The organism is Streptomyces sp. NPDC046985, from assembly GCF_040644415.1.
In the GTDB taxonomy this organism is placed as follows: Bacteria; Actinomycetota; Actinomycetes; order Streptomycetales; family Streptomycetaceae; genus Streptomyces.
Genome location: NZ_JBEYWK010000013.1, coordinates 133,106 through 151,852 on the forward strand (window position 1 = coordinate 133,106; position 18,747 = coordinate 151,852).

Annotated in this window: 19 protein-coding genes and 1 pseudogene; 10 read left to right on the forward strand and 10 right to left on the reverse strand. The window is 72.2% G+C overall.

Annotated elements, in window-relative coordinates; genetic code table 11:
- From ABZ861_RS18615 to ABZ861_RS18630, 4 genes are read right to left on the reverse strand one after another with little or no spacing between them, the layout of a single operon-like run.
- Complete coding sequence (locus tag ABZ861_RS18615; RefSeq protein WP_361631332.1) at nt 1-984, reverse strand: SCO2522 family protein; 984 nt, start codon at nt 982-984, stop codon at nt 1-3.
- The gene (locus ABZ861_RS18620) at nt 981-1,898 is read right to left on the reverse strand and encodes an SCO2523 family variant P-loop protein (RefSeq protein WP_361631334.1); all 918 of its coding nucleotides are present in this window, start codon (nt 1,896-1,898) and stop codon (nt 981-983) included. The genes ABZ861_RS18615 and ABZ861_RS18620 overlap by 4 nt, the downstream gene beginning before the upstream one ends.
- A gap of 3 nt (nt 1,899-1,901) precedes the next feature.
- Nucleotides 1,902-3,743 carry an SCO2524 family protein gene (locus ABZ861_RS18625; RefSeq protein ID WP_361631336.1) on the reverse strand — a complete coding sequence of 614 codons (1,842 nt, stop codon included), beginning with the start codon at nt 3,741-3,743 and terminating at the stop codon, nt 1,902-1,904.
- A gap of 57 nt (nt 3,744-3,800) precedes the next feature.
- A complete protein-coding gene (locus ABZ861_RS18630) occupies nt 3,801-4,571 on the reverse strand; it encodes an SCO2525 family SAM-dependent methyltransferase (RefSeq protein WP_361631338.1) in 771 nt (256 codons plus the stop codon).
- A 242-nt stretch (nt 4,572-4,813) separates the two neighbouring features.
- Here ABZ861_RS18630 and ABZ861_RS18635 point away from each other — a divergent pair, with 242 nt between their 5' ends.
- On the forward strand, nt 4,814-5,347 hold the full coding sequence (locus ABZ861_RS18635; RefSeq protein WP_361631340.1) for a GNAT family N-acetyltransferase: 534 nt from the start codon (nt 4,814-4,816) through the stop codon (nt 5,345-5,347).
- Here ABZ861_RS18635 and ABZ861_RS18640 read toward each other — a convergent pair.
- The 3 genes from ABZ861_RS18640 to ABZ861_RS18650 all read right to left on the reverse strand — a co-directional run bounded on the left by ABZ861_RS18640 (nt 5,323) and on the right by ABZ861_RS18650 (nt 6,396).
- Nucleotides 5,323-5,877 (reverse strand): GNAT family N-acetyltransferase, encoded by a 555-nt coding sequence (locus ABZ861_RS18640; RefSeq protein WP_361631342.1) that lies wholly within the window; start codon nt 5,875-5,877, stop codon nt 5,323-5,325. The genes ABZ861_RS18635 and ABZ861_RS18640 overlap by 25 nt on opposite strands.
- 64 nt (nt 5,878-5,941) lie before the next feature.
- Nucleotides 5,942-6,166, reverse strand: a complete 225-nt coding sequence (locus tag ABZ861_RS18645; protein ID WP_361631507.1) for a hypothetical protein — start codon at nt 6,164-6,166, stop codon at nt 5,942-5,944.
- Nucleotides 6,163-6,396 (reverse strand): hypothetical protein, encoded by a 234-nt coding sequence (locus ABZ861_RS18650; RefSeq protein ID WP_361631344.1) that lies wholly within the window; start codon nt 6,394-6,396, stop codon nt 6,163-6,165. The genes ABZ861_RS18645 and ABZ861_RS18650 overlap by 4 nt, the downstream gene beginning before the upstream one ends.
- A 140-nt stretch (nt 6,397-6,536) precedes the next feature.
- Between ABZ861_RS18650 and ABZ861_RS18655 the strand changes: the two are divergent.
- Nucleotides 6,537-6,885, forward strand: a pseudogene (locus ABZ861_RS18655) (helix-turn-helix transcriptional regulator); the annotation flags it as partial.
- Nucleotides 6,886-7,059: 174 nt separating this feature from the next.
- On the forward strand, nt 7,060-7,998 hold the full coding sequence (locus ABZ861_RS18660; RefSeq protein WP_361631495.1) for a dihydrodipicolinate synthase family protein: 939 nt from the start codon (nt 7,060-7,062) through the stop codon (nt 7,996-7,998).
- Nucleotides 7,999-8,068: 70 nt separating this feature from the next.
- On the opposite strand, the gene ABZ861_RS18665 is transcribed toward ABZ861_RS18660, so the two are convergent.
- Entirely contained in the window at nt 8,069-8,767 is a 699-nt protein-coding gene (locus ABZ861_RS18665) for a TerB family tellurite resistance protein (RefSeq protein ID WP_361631346.1), read from the reverse strand.
- A 196-nt stretch (nt 8,768-8,963) separates the two neighbouring features.
- The gene (leuA, locus tag ABZ861_RS18670) at nt 8,964-10,685 is read right to left on the reverse strand and encodes a 2-isopropylmalate synthase (protein WP_361631348.1); all 1,722 of its coding nucleotides are present in this window, start codon (nt 10,683-10,685) and stop codon (nt 8,964-8,966) included.
- A 403-nt stretch (nt 10,686-11,088) separates the two neighbouring features.
- On the opposite strand from leuA, the gene ABZ861_RS18675 reads away from it, so the two are divergent.
- From ABZ861_RS18675 to ABZ861_RS18705, 7 genes are all read left to right on the forward strand, one after another.
- Nucleotides 11,089-12,156 carry a M4 family metallopeptidase gene (locus tag ABZ861_RS18675; RefSeq protein WP_361631350.1) on the forward strand — a complete coding sequence of 356 codons (1,068 nt, stop codon included), beginning with the start codon at nt 11,089-11,091 and terminating at the stop codon, nt 12,154-12,156.
- Between the two features lie 39 nt (nt 12,157-12,195).
- Nucleotides 12,196-12,462, forward strand: coding sequence for a protealysin inhibitor emfourin (locus tag ABZ861_RS18680; RefSeq protein ID WP_361631352.1), 267 nt, complete (start codon nt 12,196-12,198; stop codon nt 12,460-12,462).
- A gap of 290 nt (nt 12,463-12,752) precedes the next feature.
- Nucleotides 12,753-14,162: a GH1 family beta-glucosidase gene (locus ABZ861_RS18685; RefSeq protein WP_361631354.1), complete on the forward strand. Its 1,410-nt coding sequence runs from the start codon at nt 12,753-12,755 to the stop codon at nt 14,160-14,162.
- A 134-nt stretch (nt 14,163-14,296) separates the two neighbouring features.
- On the forward strand, nt 14,297-15,376 hold the full coding sequence (locus tag ABZ861_RS18690; RefSeq protein WP_361631356.1) for a PhoH family protein: 1,080 nt from the start codon (nt 14,297-14,299) through the stop codon (nt 15,374-15,376).
- A gap of 13 nt (nt 15,377-15,389) precedes the next feature.
- On the forward strand, nt 15,390-15,887 hold the full coding sequence (gene ybeY, locus ABZ861_RS18695) for an rRNA maturation RNase YbeY (RefSeq protein ID WP_361631358.1): 498 nt from the start codon (nt 15,390-15,392) through the stop codon (nt 15,885-15,887).
- A 16-nt stretch (nt 15,888-15,903) separates the two neighbouring features.
- Nucleotides 15,904-17,331 carry a hemolysin family protein gene (locus ABZ861_RS18700; protein WP_361631360.1) on the forward strand — a complete coding sequence of 476 codons (1,428 nt, stop codon included), beginning with the start codon at nt 15,904-15,906 and terminating at the stop codon, nt 17,329-17,331.
- On the forward strand, nt 17,328-17,687 hold the full coding sequence (locus tag ABZ861_RS18705) for an MmcQ/YjbR family DNA-binding protein (protein ID WP_361631362.1): 360 nt from the start codon (nt 17,328-17,330) through the stop codon (nt 17,685-17,687). Before ABZ861_RS18700 ends, ABZ861_RS18705 begins: the two co-directional genes overlap by 4 nt.
- Nucleotides 17,688-17,759: 72 nt before the next feature.
- Here ABZ861_RS18705 and ABZ861_RS18710 read toward each other — a convergent pair whose 3' ends face one another.
- Nucleotides 17,760-18,665: an NADP-dependent oxidoreductase gene (locus ABZ861_RS18710; RefSeq protein ID WP_361631364.1), complete on the reverse strand. Its 906-nt coding sequence runs from the start codon at nt 18,663-18,665 to the stop codon at nt 17,760-17,762.
- Between the last annotated feature and the right edge of the window lie 82 nt (nt 18,666-18,747).

The following is an 18,747-nucleotide window of genomic DNA, read 5'->3' on the forward strand; positions in this document are numbered from 1 at the left end:
TCACAGCCCCGGCGGGAACAGGTAGGAGGTGCGGTCCGCCACGCCCTCCGGGGCCGGCAGGCCCTCCCGTCCGGAGCGCTCGACGGCCTGGGCGACGGCGTCCGCGTCGACGTGGACCTGTTCCAGGACGACCCGCACGGCGTGCTCGACGGGCAGGAACCGGCCCGGCAGCACGCTGCACGTGTAGTACGCGGTGAAGGGCGGCGCGGAGGGGTTGAGCCGCAGCAGGGGCGGCAGCGCGTCCCACTCCTCGGGGAACGCGTCCTGCTCCCAGGGGGTGGGGACGAGCACCGCGCGGCCGTCGTCGCGCAGCAGCCCGAGGCGGGCGAGCTGCCACACGGCGGCGAGGAACGCGCAGGACCAGGTGCGGTGACCGCCGTCCTCGTCCCACAGTTCGACGTCGACGAAGACGGAGTGGCCGCGGGCCCCGGTCTCGGCGGGCGGCTGCCAGGCGCCGTCGGCGGCCAGCGCGGCGGAGGTGCGGCTGGCCGGCGCGCGCCGGCCGTTGGCGAGCCAGCCGGTGCGGCTGACCGGCGGCCGGAAGCCGTTGCCGCCGGGCGGCGGGGACTCCACCAGGCGGTGCATCACGGACTCGGCGAGTCCGGACCGGTCCGGACGGGCGGGGTCGGCCAGGGCGCAGCCGGACTCGCGGGCCAGGTAGTCGATCGTCAGCCCGGCCCGCTCGGCCGCCCCGAGCAGGGTGGGCACCAGCTCGGCGGGGGTGGACAGGCGGCTGAAGTAGTCGTCGATCAGGAAGCAGGTGCTGATCCGGGGCCGGTTGCCGGTGGGCAGGGCGGCGGCCCAGGCGCGGGCGGTCTCCGCCCAGGGGCGCACGGCGGCGAAGTGGCGCTCGAGCCGCTCCGCTCCCTCGGCGAAGTCCTCCATGTACAGGTGGCCCAGCTCCAGGGAGAGGTGGGAGAAGGGCACGGACGCGGTGACCGGGTCGGCTCTGGTCTCCCGGAAGACGGCCGCTGCTTCCGTCACAGTTGCCCCCAGAACCTGTCGTCGGTCAGCCGCTCCGCCAGTTCGACCAGCGCCTGCCGGGTGCTGAAATTGGCGATCTTGCTGTCGAGCACGTCCTCGTCGGTGATGAGCTGTTCGCGCATCTGGAGCACGGGCTCCAGCGGGATGGAGCCGATGACGCGGGTCTTGCCGATGCCCAGGGAGGCGGCCAGTTCCTCCAGCCGCTTGGCGCACTGGCGCATCCAGGCGTACTGGGCGGCCGGCATCTGCGCCCACTGCGGGGACTCCAGATCGGGCACGGCGGCTCGCACGTAGCGGACGGCGCCGAGCAGGGCGGTGCGGTCGTGCCCCATGGCGACGCCGGAGTCGATGACGCCCTGGCGGCCGGAGACGAGTTCGGCGGCGGCCATCACGTGCTGGCGGGTCCAGCGGTGGTACAGCAGCCAGCGGGCCGGGACGCGCCGCAGCTCCTCGCGGGCGGTGGCGGCCAGCGCCAGGTCCATGGCGTAGCTGCGCCCGGCGCTGAGGTCGACCACGATCAGGTCGAACTCGCGGTGCAGGCGCAGGAACAGGTCGACGCAGCGGTCCAGGTTCTCCTCGTCGGTGACGAACTCCCCGCCGCCGCGGTCGCCGGGCAGCAGGACCAGGCGCCCGGAGCCGCTGGGCCGGTCGCTGAGCACCGGGTGCTCGGTGCGGCTCCACACGTCCACGCGCAGCGGCTCGCCGGTCTTGCCCTTCAGGTAGGCGTGCAGGCCCCGGCTCTCCGCCTCCTCCCGGGCGTGGGGGGTGTCGAAGACGGCGGTGGCGGTGGGCGAGCCGAAGTCGAAGTCCAGGTAGCACACGTCGTCGCCGTCGAGGGCGCGGCGGTAGGCGAGGTTGGCGCTGGTGACCGAGCGGCCGGTGCCTCCCTTGTCGGAGGCGGCGAAGACGAGCACGGCTCACGCTCCCTGCCGCCCGGCCGCGCGGGCGCGGGCCAGGGCGTCGAGTCGGCTCAGCACGCTCAGGGTGAGCGCGCAGGAGGTGCCCGGCTGGGTGTCGAGCAGGGAGCGGGCGCGGCGCAGATCGGCCTCGATGCCTTTCAGCTCGGCGCCTTCCATGCTCTTGGCGATGGGCGCGGGCTGCTCCATCTGCTCGGTGCCGAGGAGGTGGCTGGCCTCGCTGAGCAGGGCGCGGGCCAGTGCGCCCGTTTCGGGGCTGCGGATGGGGGCCTGGGTGTAGAGCTGCTGGGCGGCGACCAGGCACTCGGTGACCCGCTCGGTGATGCTCCAGGACAGCGGTCCGGGGCGGGCGGGCGAGCCGGGGTAGGCGGCGTGCACGTTGTCCCACAGGCCGACGCCGTCGCCTTCGGTGATGCGCCGGGTCCACAGGTGGTCGAGGGTCTGCTCGGCGAGCCTGAGCAGCCGGTCGTGCGCGGCGACGTTGCGGGACAGGGAGCACAACTGGACGGTTCGCTTGAGCAGTTGGCCGGAGAAGTCGGTCATCGTCCAGCACATGGCCGGCCCGGTGAGCGTGTCGGACTGGAGCGGCAGGGCGACGCCGGGGTTGTGCAGCAGGACGGCCGGGTCGGACCGGGTGGTGCTGGAGGTGATCCGGCCGCGCTCGGCGAGGCGCTCCATGACGCCCACGGTGCGGGTGAGGTCCTCGTCGGTGGCGCGGCGGCGCACCAGGTCCTGGACGAGGATGGCGGCGACGGAGAGCGAGAAGTACTCCGACTCCAGTTGCTGGCCGGTGGTGCGCCAGGGGATGTCCTCCAGCGGCCAGCGGTCGTCGTCGAAGCGGGCGATGCCGGACCAGTATTGCTGGGTGATGGTCCAGCGCAGGCGCAGCGCGTCGGCGAGCTTCTGCTGCTCCTGGTTGAGCAGGCCGAGGACGAGGGTGCGGTCGGAGAAGAGGTCCTGGATGCCGTCGAGGGCGACCACGGTGAAGTACAGGTACGGCACGCCGCGGGCCACGCCGGAGGGCTGCTCCCCGATGGACTCGGAGGTCTCCACCTCGGGGGCGTCCTTGACCAGGCCCCAGGCCCAGCCGCACTCGAAGAGCCGGTTCTCGTTGCCGAGCTGCTCCTCCACGTCGACGCCGAGGACGACGCTCTCGCGGATGACGGCGCGCAGCGCCTTGAAGCGCTCCTGGAACCGCTGGAGGACGGTCCGGTCCGGGGTGTTCCCCTGGCCGATGAGGCGGCACAGCGCCTGTCCCTGCGGCGAGCCGACCTCGTAGACGTCGACGGTGAAGGAGCGCAGCAGGCTGACCATGGCGGCGGTGAGCCGGCCGCTGGTGGCGTCGCGCAGCCGGTCGATGAGCTTCAGCGTGCTGGGCCGCTCCGTCTGGGACTGGTAGACCTTCAGGAAGCCGAGGGTGGCCAGGCACAGGGTGACGGACAGGCTGTAGGCGTCGACGACGCCGAGGTCGCGCTGTTCCTTCGTCAGCTCCTGGTCGGGGTTCAGGGCGGTGAAGTAGTGGCCCCCGGCGAACGTCGGGGTGTCGGCCGCCTGGTGCTTGTCCATGAACTCCGTGAGCACCTTGACCAGGCTCTCCGGGATCTCGGTGGCGTCGCCGATCGCCTTCAGGGACCGCTCGACGTCCGGCTGGGTGGTGTCGGGCGCGTCCAGCCGGAACGCCGGGGCCTCGGTGGCGGGATACAGCAGGCACAGCAGCCGCTCGGCGTCCGCGACGCTGCTGAACCCGCCCCGTTCACCCCAGTCCCAGGCGCCGTCCGGATAGCAGTGGCGTGCCACCGACTGCCAGATCGACAGCAGGTTCTGTCTGGGTTGGATCTGCATCCCCCATGCCCCTCACACAGGTATGTCACCCGGACGGCGAACGGACGAGGCCATGGCTCAGCCGCCCCGGTGGCCGCAGGCGACGATCATTCCGGTGTAGCCCTCGCGCAGCAGTCCTCCCGGCTGGCCCAGCCGGTGGGTCTCGACCTTCTCCGCGTAGGGTCCGAGCGCGTCACGGACCTCTTGGTCGTCGATGTCGAACGCGGGGAAGCTGCTGTCGCCCACCCGGTATCCCCGGGAGTGCTCCATGAAGGCGGCGGCGAACGGGGCGCCGGGCTCCAGGGCCTTCATGAAGCAGCCGACGCCGCGCCGGAACTCCTCCCGCGACGTGGTGATCGACTCGGCGACGAAGAACATGGTGCCCAGCGACCAGCGTTCGTCGCCCCGGCAGAGGTCGAAGAGGTTGCCGAGCCGGGGGTGGACGGTCTGCGCGAACCGCGCCCGCGGGTCCGCGCCCAGCCCGCGATAGGCCGGGTCCCGGCGGAGCACGTCCCAGAACTGGTCCCAGTGGTCCGCGTAGGACTCGCACTGCGCGCCCAGGTACTGCACGTTCGCCGGGGAGCGCTCCAGGAGTGTGATCTTGTCGCACCAGGGGAGCATGGCGAGGGCGGGATAGATGTTGGGACCCGCGCCGACGTCGATGCCGGTGGGAACGCCGCCGGAGGCGCCGAAATGGCTGCTGAAATGATCGCGGACGACGCTGATGATCTCCTCGTCGTCCGGATGCAGGACGAGGTAATTGTGGTTGATGTACTCCCTGGGATCGAAATCCTCCCAGGCCACATCGTCGTTCAGCTTCTCCGCGCCGATCGGCGATCCCGAGGTCATTAACTCAGCGTAGCAGCACGGGCGCACAGAGAACCGCGCCGCGCGTGATTCACCACGGCGATCACGGCGAGCGGTGCGCGCACGCTTCTTTTCGGCCGGGTGAACAATCGATCGCATGTGGTCCGAATCTCTACTTGAACGGCCGAAATCAGCGGGTAAAGATGGCAGAAGTCGTTGCGATCATGCCCTGCGCCAATAATTCATACGGTCATAGCAATATGTCGCCACGAAAAGGGGACCGAATGACTCCGTTTCCCGGGGGCCATGGGGACCGCGCCGTCCGTCACCCTTCGCGCACCGGTTCGGCCGCCGGCCGCCCGCCCGGGAAGGCGGCGCTGGAGATCAGAGGGGTCACGGAGACCGACCTGCCCGACGTGCTGCGCCTGGACCGCGAGGCGTTCCCGGACGGACCGTATCCGTACTTCGCCCTGCGCCAGTTCCACGACGCGCTCGGGGACCACCTGCTCGTCGTCGACGACGGCCGCGCGCTGCACGGCTATGTGCTCGCCACCCCGCCGCACCGCGCCGCCAGTTGGATACTGAGCCTCACCGTCAGCCCCGCCTTGCGCGGCAACGGGGTCGGCCGCGAGCTGATGACCGAGATGCTCGGGCGGTTGCGCGCGGAGGGCGCGACAGAGGTGCTGCTCACGGTGGACCCCGCCAACGACTCAGCCCTGACCCTCTACCGCGCCCTGGGCTTCGCCCCGTCCGGCGACGTCCTCCAGGACTACTTCGGCCCCGGGGAGCCCCGTCAGCGCATGCGGCTGGCCCTCTGAGCACCGCGGGCGATCCGGTACAGCACCTGCGCGCGGAGGGGCCCTTCGGGCGCTTGTGGGTCGTCGAAGTCGCCGGCCGGGTCCCGGGTCATGCCGATGCGGCGCATCACCGCCTGCGAGCGGACGTTGCCGACCGCGGTCACGGCGAGGATCTCCTCCAGCCCGAGCGCCCCGAAGCCGTGGTCCAGGACGGTCAGCGCGGCCTCGGTGGCGTATCCGCGGCCCCAGGCCGGACGGGCGAGCCGCCAGCCGATCTCCACTCCCGTGAACGGCAGGCCGTCGTCCACCGGGTCCAGGCCGGCGAACCCGGCGAACTCCCCCGTGGCCCGCACCTCGACCGCCCACCACCCGTAGCCCCGCCGCGCGAAGTCGGCGAGGAAGCGCGCCACGGAGGCGTCGCTCTGCTCGCGGGTCAGCGGCTCGCCCAGGTACTCCCGCACCTCGGGATCGGCGTTCATCGCCGCCCACGGCGCCAGGTCGGACTCCCGCCAGCGGCGCAGCAGGAGGCGGTCGGTGCGCAGTTCGGTCATGCCGCCCAGCCAACGCGAACGCCGCCCGCCGCGCCATCGGTTATTCGCTCGGACCGGCGCGCGCTCACGGCACCTCGCCCCGGCTGCGGGCGTTGAGGTACGCCGTGCAGGCGCTCAGCCGCTCGGCGGGGGTCGCGGTGCGCACGGCGTCCGGCGCGCAGTCCCACTCCCGTCCCCCGCCGAGGGGCCGCAACTGCACGTACGGCCCCTCGTGGCCCATGACGACCCCGACCCGGCCGCTGCCGGTGTCCAGGGCGTAGGCGCCGACCGGCGGACCGCCCCCGCTCACCGCAGGGCCGCGACGAGCCGCGCGGCCGTCTCGACGGTGCAGCGGCCCAGGTCGACCAGCGGGCAGGGCGCCTCGCGGGCCAGCCCGGCCGGGTCGAGCCCCAGTGAGGGCAGGGTGATGCCGGCCTTCGCCAGCGCCCCGCGCAAGGCGTCCAGGGTCGCCTCCGCCTCCCGTACGCAGACGGTCGAGTGCTCCGAGGACGCCGAGTGCTCTGAGTGCCGTTCTTCCACTGTTCGCTTCCCTTCCCTCTCCCCGGTGGTCTTTTCCAGGCACCGGAGTTTCACGCTTCGTTTCACCACCGTGACGATGCGCGCCTAGACTCGGAAGGGGCTTTAGCTCTACAAGCGCGGGCGGCACGAGGGGGTCGGCAATGGCCAACGGTTCACGCCAGGCGGTGGGAGAGTTCTTCGGCATGGAACTCAGGCGCCGCAGGGAGAACGCGGGGCTGACGCAGGTGGCGCCGGGGGCGAGGGTCTTCGCCTCGGGGGCGACATCGGCCAGTCGGCCGGTTCGAACAGGCGATCAGAAAGCCTTAGTCGGACGTGGCCCAGCGAATCGACCAGGTGCTGCAAACCGACGTTTTTTTCGAGCGCCTTTGGCGCGAACTCATTAAGGAACAGCAGTTCGCTGAATACTTCGCCCATGCGGCGCATTCGGAGCGTCTGGCCACGAACATCTGCGCATGGGCGCCTGCCGTCGCCCCCGGCCCGCTCCAGACGCCCAAATGCGGCTGCGGGACGAGTCGGGGGCGAACCGGTCGGGGTTCGCTGCGTGACGTCCTCGCCGCACCGCCGGGGCCTGCTCGCGCGGGTCTGCCCGCGGGTAGGAGAAGGCAGGTGCCGTCGTCCGCCGTCCGCCGTCCGCCGTCTGCCGTCCGCCTCAAGGGAGTTCGCATGACCGTCGCCGTCCCGCTGACCGGAGTCGTCCCGCCGGTGTGCACCCCGCTGACCCCGGAGCGCGAGGTGGACGTGCCCTCGCTGCTGCGGCTGGTGGACCATCTGGTGGAGGGCGGGGTGCACGGGCTGTTCGTGCTCGGGTCGTCCTCCGAGGCGGCGTTCCTGACGGACCGGCAGCGCCGGCAGGTGGTGGAGGCGGTCGTCGCGCACGTGGGCGGGAGCCTGCCGGTGATCGCCGGGGCGATCGACATGAGCACCGCCCGGGTGCTCGACCACGTGGCGGCGGTGACGGCGGCGGGCGCGCAGGCCGTGGTGGTCACCGCGCCCTTCTACGCCCGCGCCGGGCACCCGGCGGAGATCGCCCGGCACTTCCGCCGCATCGCGGCCCGGAGCCCGGCGCCGGTCGTCGCCTACGACATCCCCGTCTCAGTGCCCGGCAGGCCGCCCGCCTCGCTGCTCGTGGAGCTGGCCGCCGAGGGCGTGCTGGCGGGGCTGAAGGACTCCAGCGGGGACCTGACCGGCTTCCGGGAGATCCTCACCGGCGTGCGCGCCGACGCGGGCGCCTCCGGGTTCGCCGTGCTCACCGGTTCCGAGCAGCTCGTCGACGCGGCCCTCGCGCTCGGCGCGGACGGCGCGGTGCCGGGGCTGGCCAACGTCGACCCGCACGGCTACGTCCGCCTGTACCGGCTGGCCCGCGCGGGCGACTGGGAGGGGGCGCGCGGCGAGCAGGAGCGGCTGTGCGGGCTGTTCGGCCTGACCCGCGCCGGCGACGCCTCCCGGATGGGCCCGGGGTCGTCGGCGCTGGGCGCGTTCAAGGCGGCGCTGCACCTGCGCGGCGTCATCGACTGCCCGGCCACGGCGGAGCCCCAGATCCCGCTGTCGGAGCGGGAGGTGGAGCGGGTGGGCGAGTTCCTGGCGGCGGCGGAGCTGTTGTAGGGCGGAGGCCCGGTTCGGGGCCCTGCGTGCCCCCCGCCGCAGCGGCCGGCGCGGCGGGGGCGGCACCGGGTCAGGACGGGGTGCGCGCCTCCGCCAGCAGGCGGGTCACGTCGTCGGAGCAGAGGGTCAGGGCCGCGCCGACGGTGGCCAGGGTGTCGCGTTCGGCGGGGGTGTAGGGGCCGTCGGCCAGGGCGATGCGGGCGCCGGTGAGGAGGATCGACTCCCGTCCCGCGGGGGCCAGGTGCGGGGCCAGCGGGTCCAGCGCCTCGTGCAGCTCTATGGCCAGACCGGTCACCGACGGCTGCTCCTCGTAGACCCGGCCGGTGTCCGCGTGCAGCGCCTCGACCAGGGCGGCCAGTTGCTCCTCGGAGCAGTCGGCGAGCCCGGCGGCGCGGACGGCGCCCGCGGCCGTCTCCAGGGCCGTGCGGGAGGCCGTGCCGCCCGCGGACAGCACCGCGAGGGCGACGGTGTGCACGCCGTCGCGGAGCATCGCGGAGAACCGGGTGGTGGTCGGGTGGTCCAGGGCGTCGGCGCCGAAGTGGCCCTGGCAGGCGGCGCACCGCACGACCGGCGCGGCGGTCCCGCGCGGCAGCACCGGCACCCCGAAGACGGTGAAGCGGCGCCGGCCGCTCAGCCGCTGGTAGTTGCGGTCGCCCCCGCAGTCCGGGCAGAAGAACTCGCCGTCGCCTACGGGCGTCCAGGCGGTGCGGGTGCCCAGGATGCGGACACGCCTGACGGCGCGGCCGTTTCGTCCCCGTACTGGCAGCACGTCGCACCTCCGTTACCCCGTGGCACCATCGCCACGTGGGCGTGATGTTAGCCACAGTGGTGAGGCCGCGTCAGTACCCCGAAGGAGACCTTTCCGTGACCTGCGCGTTCCGTTGGCCGGTAACCGACGGCGCACGCCGGGGCCCCGATCACCCGTGTGGGTGACCGGGGCCCCGGAAAACGCTGGTCAGCGCGGATCAGCGAGAAGCGCGGTTGACGGCCGAGACGACCGCCTTCAGCGACGCACGTGTCGTGTTCGCATCGATGCCGATTCCCCACATGACCTTGCCGTCGATCGCGCACTCGATGTAGGAGGCGGCCTGCGCGGAGGCGCCCTCGCTCATCGTGTGCTCCTGGTAGTCCAGCAGGCGTACGTCGACGCCGACGGACCCCAGGGCGTCGAAGAACGCCGAGATAGGGCCGTTGCCCGAGCCGGACAGCATCGTGTCCGCGCCGTCCACCGTCGCCTCGACGGTGAGCGTGTCCACGCCGTCGGTGTCCGTGGTCGACTGGCCGGCCTTGACCTGGATGCGGCCCCAGGGGTTCTCCGGGTTGGGCAGGTACTCGTCCCGGAAGACCGCCCAGATCTCCTTGGGCGTGATCTCGCCGCCCTCGGCGTCCGTCTTCGCCTGGATGATCCGCGAGAACTCGATCTGCATCCGGCGCGGCAGCTCCAGCTTGTGGTCGTTCTTCAGGACGTAGGAGACGCCGCCCTTGCCGGACTGGGAGTTGACGCGGATGACGGCCTCGTAGGAGCGGCCGACGTCCTTGGGGTCGATCGGCAGGTACGGCACCGCCCACTCGATGTCGTCGACCCCGACGCCCGCGGCCTTCGCGTCGGCCTCCATGGCGTCGAAGCCCTTCTTGATGGCGTCCTGGTGGGAGCCGGAGAAGGACGTGTAGACCAGATCGCCCACGTACGGGTGGCGCGGGTGGACCTCCATCTGGTTGCAGTACTCCCACGCACGGCGGATCTCGTCGATGTCGGAGAAGTCGATCTGCGGGTCGACGCCTTGCGAGAACAGGTTCATGCCCAGGGTGACCAGGTCCACGTTGCCGGTGCGCTCGCCCTGGCCGAACAGGCAGCCCTCGACGCGGTCGGCGCCTGCCATCACCGCCAGTTCGGCCGCCGCCACGGCCGTGCCCCGGTCGTTGTGCGGGTGCACGGACAGGCAGACGTGCGCGCGGCGGGACAGGTTGCGGTGCATCCACTCGAAGCGGTCCGCGTGCGTGGACGGCGTGGAACGCTCCACGGTGGCGGGCAGGTTGAGGATGATCTCGCGGCCGGGACCGGGCCGGTAGACGTCCATCACCGCCTCGCAGACCTCCAGCGCGAAGTCCAGTTCGGTGTCGGTGAAGATCTCGGGGCTGTACTGGTAGCCGAACTCGGTCTCGGGGCCCAGCAGTTTCTCGGCGTACTCCATCACCAGGCGGGTGCCGTCGACGGCGATCTGCTTGATGTCGTCCTTGGAGCCGCGGAAGACGACCCGGCGGAAGACCGGGGCCGTGGCGTTGTAGAGGTGGACGGTGGCCCGCTTGGCGCCCTTCAGCGACTCCACGGTCCGCTCGATCAGGTCCTCGCGGGCCTGCGTCAGCACGGAGATCGTGACGTCGTCGGGGATCGCGCCCTCCTCCTCGACGATGGAGCGCACGAAGTCGAAGTCGGTCTGGCCGGAGGCGGGGAAGCCGACCTCGATCTCCTTGTAGCCCAGCTTGACCAGCAGGTCGAACATCGCGCGCTTGCGGGCGGGGGACATCGGGTCGATCAGGGACTGGTTGCCGTCGCGCAGATCGGTGGACAGCCAGCGCGGGGCGACGGTGATCCGCTGGTCGGGCCAGGTGCGGTCGGGGATGTCCACCTGCTCGTACCGGCCGTACTTGTGGATCGGCAGGGCGCTGGGCTGCTGACGATTGACCATGTCGCGTGGGCTCCTCGGGGTGTCCGCGGGTGGCGCGGGTGCCGGAAATGACGGCCGACGGCGCAACGCCAGACTCCGCGGGGAGGGGGTCGACCTCGACTACAGGCCCTCGCCGCGGCAGCTAAGGAGAAGCAGCCCGAAACGCATGATGCGGGGCAGCCTAGCCGAGCCGGGCCGGGCGCGCGGGCTTGTTCCAGTATGCGAAACCGAAGGGGAGAAAAAGGGAAAAAGGTACGAAGTGTGCGTGACCTCACCTCCGCTCCCCCGGGTCGCGCACCCTCGGTGACGCGCCATCGAGCGCCCTACCACCGTGTGACCGGCTCGCGGCCCCCTTGCCCCGATATTTCACCAATCATAGTTGCGGGTAGTGACAGCGGAGTGACACAGTGCGAAGGTGCGAGGTATGACCCGCCATGGGGGCCTTGGGCCCGTCTTCTGCACCATCGTGCCGCCGCACATCCTCGACCGCCTCGCGCGCAACGAGGACCCCGCGCTCTCCGGCCCGGCCCGCCGCAGCCTGGAGCGCGACGCCCTGGAGCGCACCCGCCGCCGGCTGACCACCGTCGCCGGAGCGACCGCCGCCGCGCCCGCGGGCCAGGAGACGGGGAACGCGCACCGCACGATCTACGACGCCGGTCACGGCACGGATCTGCCCGGCGGCGAGGTGCGCGCCGAGGACGGCCGGCCCGGCGCCGACGCCACGGTCAACCGCGCCTTCTCCGGCCTGGGCGCCACCTTCGAGCTGTACCTGCGGGCGTACGCACGCGACTCCGTCGACGGCCGCGGCCTGCCGCTGAACGCCACCGTGCACTACGACCAGAAGTACAACAACGCGTTCTGGAACGGCGAGCAGATGGTGTTCGGCGACGGGGACGGCGAGGTCTTCCTGGACTTCACCATCCCGGTCGACGTCATCGGCCACGAGCTGACCCACGGCGTCACCCAGCACAGCGCCAACCTCGCCTACTTCGGCCAGTCCGGCGCGCTGAACGAGTCGGTCTCCGACGTCTTCGGCTCGCTGGTCAAGCAGTACGCCCTCGGCCAGACCGCCGCCGAGGCGGACTGGCTGATCGGCGCGGGCCTGCTCGCCCCCTCGGTCACCGGCACGGCGCTGCGCTCCATGAAGGCGCCGGGCACGGCGTACGACGACGACGCGCTCGGCAGGGACCCGCAGCCCGCCTCCATGGAGCACTACGTCCACACCGGCAGCGACAACGGCGGCGTGCACATCAACTCCGGCATCCCCAACCACGCCTTCTACCTGACCGCCGTCGCGCTCGGCGGCCACGCCTGGGAGAAGGCCGGGCAGATCTGGTACGACGTGCTCACCGGCGGCAAGCTCAAGCCGGACGCGGACTTCGCGGACTTCGCCGCCCTCACCGCGGCGGCCGCCCGCGCGCGCTACGGGGCGGGCGGCGAACTCCAGGGCGTGCAGAAGGCGTGGGCGGAGGTCGGCATCCGGACGCCGTAGGGGCTGCCGACCGGGGCGCGGACGTACTAGACAGGACCCATGCGTATTCGAGTGCGGCGTACCGGTGGATTCGCGGGCATCGAGCGGCAGGCCGAGGTGGACGTCTCCGCCCTGCCCGACGCCCCCGAGTGGCGGGCCCTGGCCGACAAGGCGGTGGCCGCCGCGCAGGACACGCCGCCGGACGGCGTCCCGGACGGCTTCCGCTACGAGATCACCGTGGACGGGCGGACCGTGTACGCGGCCGACCCCCGCCTAACCGAGGAACAGCGCCGACTGATCGCCAAGGTGCTGGGCGAGGGCGCGTGACGGGCGGGGGGGGGGGGGCGGTGCCTCGGCTGTGACGTGCGGGGGTCGGCGCCCTGGGCGTGACGTGCGGGGGTCGGCGTGCGCACCGTGGCGTGCGGGCGGCGGGCGCTCTCATGCCGACCGTTCTGTGCCCGTGACGTGCGGCCCGTGCCCCGGCCGTGCGGGCCGTTACGCCCGCGCTGTTACGTCCGCGCCGTGACCTCCACGTCGTGACCGAAGTGCGCGGGGTGCGAACTCACCGTTGACGCAAGGGCGTTGACTTCCCCGCCCCCGGTGCGGAGGATCCGCGCATGGTGACTGACGCGGGCGGCCGGGGCGGAGCGCGGCCGGCGATCCCCCGGTTCCCGGACGGCTTCCTGTGGGGCGTGTCCACCTCGGCGCACCAGATCGAGGGGGCGGCCGACGCGCGCGAGCCGTCCGTGTGGGACGTCTTCGCGGCCGAGCCGGGCCGGATCAAGGACGGCTCCACGGCGGCGGTCGCCTGCGACCACCTGCACCGCTACCGCGAGGACGTGGCCCTGCTCGCGGACCTCGGCGCCGGCGCGTACCGCTTCTCCGTCTCCTGGCCCCGGGTGTGCTCGCCCGGCGGCCTGGACTTCTACGACCGGCTGGTCGACGAGCTGTGCGCGGCCGGGGTGCGCCCGCTGCCCACCCTCTTCCACTGGGACCTCCCGGCCCGGCTCGACTGGCGGCAGCGGGACACGGCGCAGCGGTTCGCGGAGTACGCCGCGCTGGTCGCCGCCCGGCTCGGCGACCGGGTGCGGCAGTGGACCACGCTCAACGAGCCCGCCGAGCACACCCTGCTCGGCCACGCGCTCGGCGTGCACGCACCCGGCCGGCGCCTCCTCTTCGACGCGCTCCCGGTCGCCCACACCCAACTGCTCGCCCACGGCCTGGCGGTCCGGGCGCTGCGCGCCGCCGGGGCGGACGGCGTCGGCATCGCCAACTCCCACTCCCCCGCCTGGCCGGCCTCGCCGGACCCGGCCGACACCGAGGCGGCGGACCTCTACGACCTGCTGCTCAACCGGCTCTTCGCCGACCCGCTGCTGCTCGGCCGCTACCCGGACGGCATCGCCGAGGCCATGCCCGGCACGCCCGGGGACGTGGCGGCGGACCTGGAGGTGATCGCCGAGCCGCTGGACTGGTACGGGATCAACTACTACGCCCCGGCCCGGGTGGGCGCCCCGCAGGGCGCCGGGACCGAGTTCGGGGGCGTCCCGCTCCCCGCGGAGCTGCCGTTCTCGGTGCTGCCGATCGAGGGCCGCCCGGTCACCGACTCCGGCTGGCCCGTGGCGCCCGAGGGGCTGACCGAGCTGCTGACCGGCCTGCGCGAGCGGTACGGCGACCGGCTGCCGCCCGTCCTGGTCACCGAGAACGGCTGCGCCTACGAGGGCCTGGACGACCAGGAGCGGATCGCCTACCTGGACTCCCACGTCCGCGCCCTGCACCGGGCGCTGGAGGCGGGCGCGGACGTGCGCGGCTATTTCGTCTGGTCGCTGCTGGACAACTTCGAGTGGGCGGAGGGCTACGCCCGGTGCTTCGGCCTGGTGCACGTCGACTTCGAGACCCTGGAGCGCGTGCCGAAGGCGTCGTACGCCTGGTACCGGGACCTGCTGCGGGACCAGGGCCGCCCCACCGGGCCTCCCCAGCCTCCCCGGCCTGCCCGGCCTGCCCGGCACGGCGGCGGACCCGCCCGGTGACCGTCCGGCCGTCCCCCGTCCGGACGAAAAATCCTACGGCGTTGTCACTGGCCCGTCGTACGCTTGGAAGCGCGAGGCCGCCCTCAGCTACGCGGCCGTGACGAGGAGGAACCGCAGGCCTTCAGCGCCGGCCCATGACTCAGACACCCGCAGCCCACACCCCCGCGCAGGGGCAGGCCAGAGCACAGATCACCGTCCCCGCCCAGCACCCCATGGTGACCTTGCTGGGTTCCGGCGACTCCCTCCTGCGCGTGATCGAGAAGGCCTTCCCGGGGGCCGACATCCACGTCCGGGGCAACGAGATCAGCGCGGTCGGCGACCCGGCGGAGGTCGCCCTCGTCCAGCGCGTGTTCGACGAGATGATGCTGGTGCTCCGCACCGGGCAGCCGATGACGGAGGACGCAGTGGAACGCTCGATCGCGATGCTCAAGGCGAGCGAGGACGGGAAGGGCGACGGCCAGGAGACCCCGGCCGAGGTCCTGACGCAGAACATCCTGTCCTCCCGCGGCCGCACCATCCGCCCCAAGACGCTCAACCAGAAGCGGTACGTCGACGCGATCGACCGGCACACGGTCGTCTTCGGCATCGGCCCCGCCGGCACCGGCAAGACCTACCTGGCCATGGCCAAGGCGGTGCAGGCCCTCCAGTCCAAGCAGGTCAACCGGATCATCCTGACCCGCCCGGCGGTCGAGGCCGGCGAGCGCCTCGGCTTCCTGCCGGGCACGCTGTACGAGAAGATCGACCCCTACCTGCGCCCGCTGTACGACGCGCTGCACGACATGATCGACCCGGACTCCATCCCCCGCCTGATGGCCGCGGGCACGATAGAGGTCGCGCCGCTGGCGTACATGCGGGGCCGGACGCTCAACGACGCGTTCATCATCCTGGACGAGGCGCAGAACACCAGTCCGGAGCAGATGAAGATGTTCCTCACCCGGCTGGGCTTCGACTCGAAGATCGTCATCACCGGCGACGTGACCCAGGTGGACCTTCCGAACGGCACGAAGAGCGGGCTGCGGCAGGTGCAGGAGATCCTGGAGGGGGTCGAGGACGTCCACTTCTCCCGGCTGTCGTCGCAGGACGTCGTCCGGCACAAGCTGGTGGGCCGTATCGTCGACGCGTACGAGAAGTACGACAGCACGCACGGCGCCGACGGCGGCGCGCCCAGGGCAGGCGGTCACGGCCGGTCCGGGCAAGGGCACAAGGGGAAGTAGAGCCAGCACGACCATGTCGATCGACGTCAACAACGAGTCCGGAACCGAGGTCGACGAGCAGGCGATCCTCGACATCGCCCGCTTCGCGCTCGCGCGGATGCGCATCCACCCGCTCTCCGAGCTGTCGGTGATCGTCGTGGACGCCGACGCCATGGAGCAGCTCCACGTGCAGTGGATGGACCTGCCGGGGCCCACGGACGTCATGTCCTTCCCGATGGACGAGCTGCGTCCGCCGGGCAAGGACGAGGAGGAGCCCCCGCAGGGCCTGCTCGGCGACGTCGTGCTGTGCCCGGAGGTCGCCGCCCGGCAGGGCGCCGAGGCCGCCACGCAGCACTCCATGGACGAGGAGCTTCAGCTCCTGACCGTGCACGGCGTGCTGCACCTGCTGGGATACGACCACGAGGAGCCGGACGAGAAGGCCGAGATGTTCGGGCTCCAGGCCGCCATCGTGGACGGCTGGCGGGCCGAGCGCGGGCTGACCGGGCCCTCCCCGGCGCCGACCGTCTCGTAGACGGGCCGGTCCTGGAATGAGTCCGCAGATCGTGATCGGTGCGGTCGCGCTGGTCGTCGTCGCCTGGCTCGCCGCCTGCGCGGAGGCGGGCCTCGCCCGCGTCTCCGGCTTCCGGGCCGAGGAGGCCGTGAAGTCCGGCCGCCGGGGCGGCGCCAAGCTGGCCAAGGTCGCCGCCGACCCGACCCGCTACCTCAACGTGGCGCTGCTGGTGCGCGTGGCGTGCGAGATGGCGGCGGCCGCCCTGGTGACCTACGCCTGCCTGGAGGCGTTCTCCAGCACGGCCGAGGCCCTGGTCGTCGCCATCGCCGTCATGGTGCTGGTGTCGTACGTGGCCGTCGGCGTCTCGCCGCGCACCATCGGCCGCCAGCACCCGCTGAACACCGCGACCGCGGCGGCGTATGTGCTGGTGCCGCTGGCCCGGGTCATGGGGCCGATCCCACCCCTGCTGATCCTCATCGGCAACGCGCTCACCCCCGGCAAGGGCTTCCGCCGGGGGCCGTTCGCCTCCGAGGCGGAGCTGCGCGCGCTGGTCGACCTGGCGGAGCAGGAGTCGCTGATCGAGGACGAGGAGCGCCGTATGGTGCACTCCGTCTTCGAGCTGGGCGACACCCTGGTCCGCGAGGTCATGGTGCCGCGCACCGATCTGGTGGCCATCGAGCGGTACAAGACGATCCGGCAGGCCCTCACGCTGGCGCTGCGCTCCGGGTTCTCGCGCGTCCCGGTCATGGGCGAGAGCGAGGACGACGTCGTCGGCATCGTGTACCTGAAGGATCTGGCCCGGCGCACGCTCGTCAGCCGGGAGGCCGAGGGCGACCTGGTGTCCACGGCGATGCGCCCGGCGGTGTTCGTGCCGGACACCAAGAACGCGGGCGACCTGCTGCGCGAGATGCAGAAGGAGCGCAACCATGTCGCCGTCGTCATCGACGAGTACGGCGGCACGGCCGGCATCGTCACCATCGAGGACATCCTGGAGGAGATCGTCGGCGAGATCACCGACGAGTACGACCGGGAGCTGCCGCCGGTGGAGGACTTGGGCGAGGGCCGCCACCGGGTCACCGCCCGGCTGGACATCACCGATCTGGGCGAGCTGTACGGCCTGGAGGAGTACGACGACGAGGACGTGGAGACGGTCGGCGGGCTGCTCGCCAAGGCGCTGGGCCGGGTGCCCATCGCGGGGGCGTCCTCGGTGGTCGAGCTGCCGGACGGCCGGGAGCTGCGGCTGACGGCGGAGGCGGCGGCGGGCCGCCGGAACAAGATCGTGACGGTGCTGGTGGAGCCCGTGTCCGCGGCCGATCCGCCCGGGGACGACGAGCAGAGCGGCGAGAAGCCCGACCGGGGCGAGCGGACCGAGATGGCCGAGAAGCCCGAGAAGCCCGAGAAGGTCGACAAGCGGGAGAAAGCCGACAAGCGGGAGAAGGCCGAGCAGGGCGGGGAGGTCGAGTGACCCCGCAGGAGCTGCGCGCCCTGTGCCTGTCGTTCAACGCGGCCGTGGAGGACTTCCCGTTCAACCCGGAGACCTCCGTCTTCAAGGTGCTGGGCAAGATGTTCGCCCTGTCCGCGCTGGGCGAGCGGCCCCTGACCGTGAACCTCAAGTGCGACCCGGAGGACGCCGTCCGGCTGCGCGAGCGGCATCCCGGCCTGATCGTCCCGGGCTGGCACATGAACAAGCGGCACTGGAACACGGTCACGATCGACGGCCAGCTCCCGGACCGGCTGGTCAGGGAGCTGGCGGAGGATTCCTACGACCTGGTGGTGGCCGGTCTGCCGCGAGCCGACCGGCTCCGCCTCGACCGCCCCTGAGCGGACGCGGCGGACGCGCGGGACGCGCGGCCCGAAGGGCACCGCGCGCGCTGCACTGGCGACGTCGCCGGTTCAGTCGTTCAGGAGGACGAGCTTGCTGTGCAGGCGGCCCTGTTCGCCGGTGCGGTGTGCGGTCGCGACCTCGGCCAGGGGGAAGGTCCGCACGGTGGGCAGTGTGTACTGTCCGGCGTCGATCAGGGGGCCGATCTCGTCCAGGATGTACAGAGCCCGCCCGGTGTCACCGCGGCTGAAGCGGACATCGTGCTCCTGCGCGCCGGAGAAGTCGGCGAGGGTGACGACGTCGCCGGCGTCGCCGCCCGCGAGGCCGATGAGTTCGGGCAGGATGCCGTTGCCGGCGACGTCGAGCGCCTTGTCGACGCCTGCGGGCGCCAGGGCGCGCACCCGGTCGGCCATGCCCTCGCCGTAGGCGACCGGTTCGGCCTTCATGGAGCGGAGGCGCTCGTGGTGGGCCGGGCTCGCCGTCCCGATCACGCGGGCCCCGCGGACGGCGGCGAGCTGGACGGCGGCGCTGCCGACGGTGCCGGAGGCGCCGTTGATCAGCACGGTCATGCCTTCGCGGACGCCGAGCTGGTCCAGGGCGCGGGCAGACGTCTCGATCGCGGCCGGCAGCGTGGCGGCCTCGGCAAAGTTCAGCGAGCGCGGCAGAGGCGCGTAGTGGTCCAGGATCGCCAGTTGCGCCTGCGCCGCGCCTGCGCCGCAGAAGCCGAAGACGCGGTCGCCCGTCTCGACGTCAGTGACTCCTTCGCCCAGTTCGTCGACGATGCCGGCTGCTTCGTAGCCCAGGGTCTGAGGGAGGTCGGGGTCCAGCAGTCCCTGTCGTCTCTTCCAGTCGCCGGCGTTGACCCCGGCGGCGCGTACGGCGACGCGGATCTGGCCGGGGCCGGGGTGCGGGTCAGGCAGATCCACGATCTCCAGGACCTCTGGACCGCCGAACCGGCTGAAGCGGACTGCTCTCATGGTTGGCTCCGATCTCGCCAGTGACCAGTAATGGAGGTCGTCGCCGCGAGTTCCGGCGGGGGCCTCTCTTGCCTCTATGAGA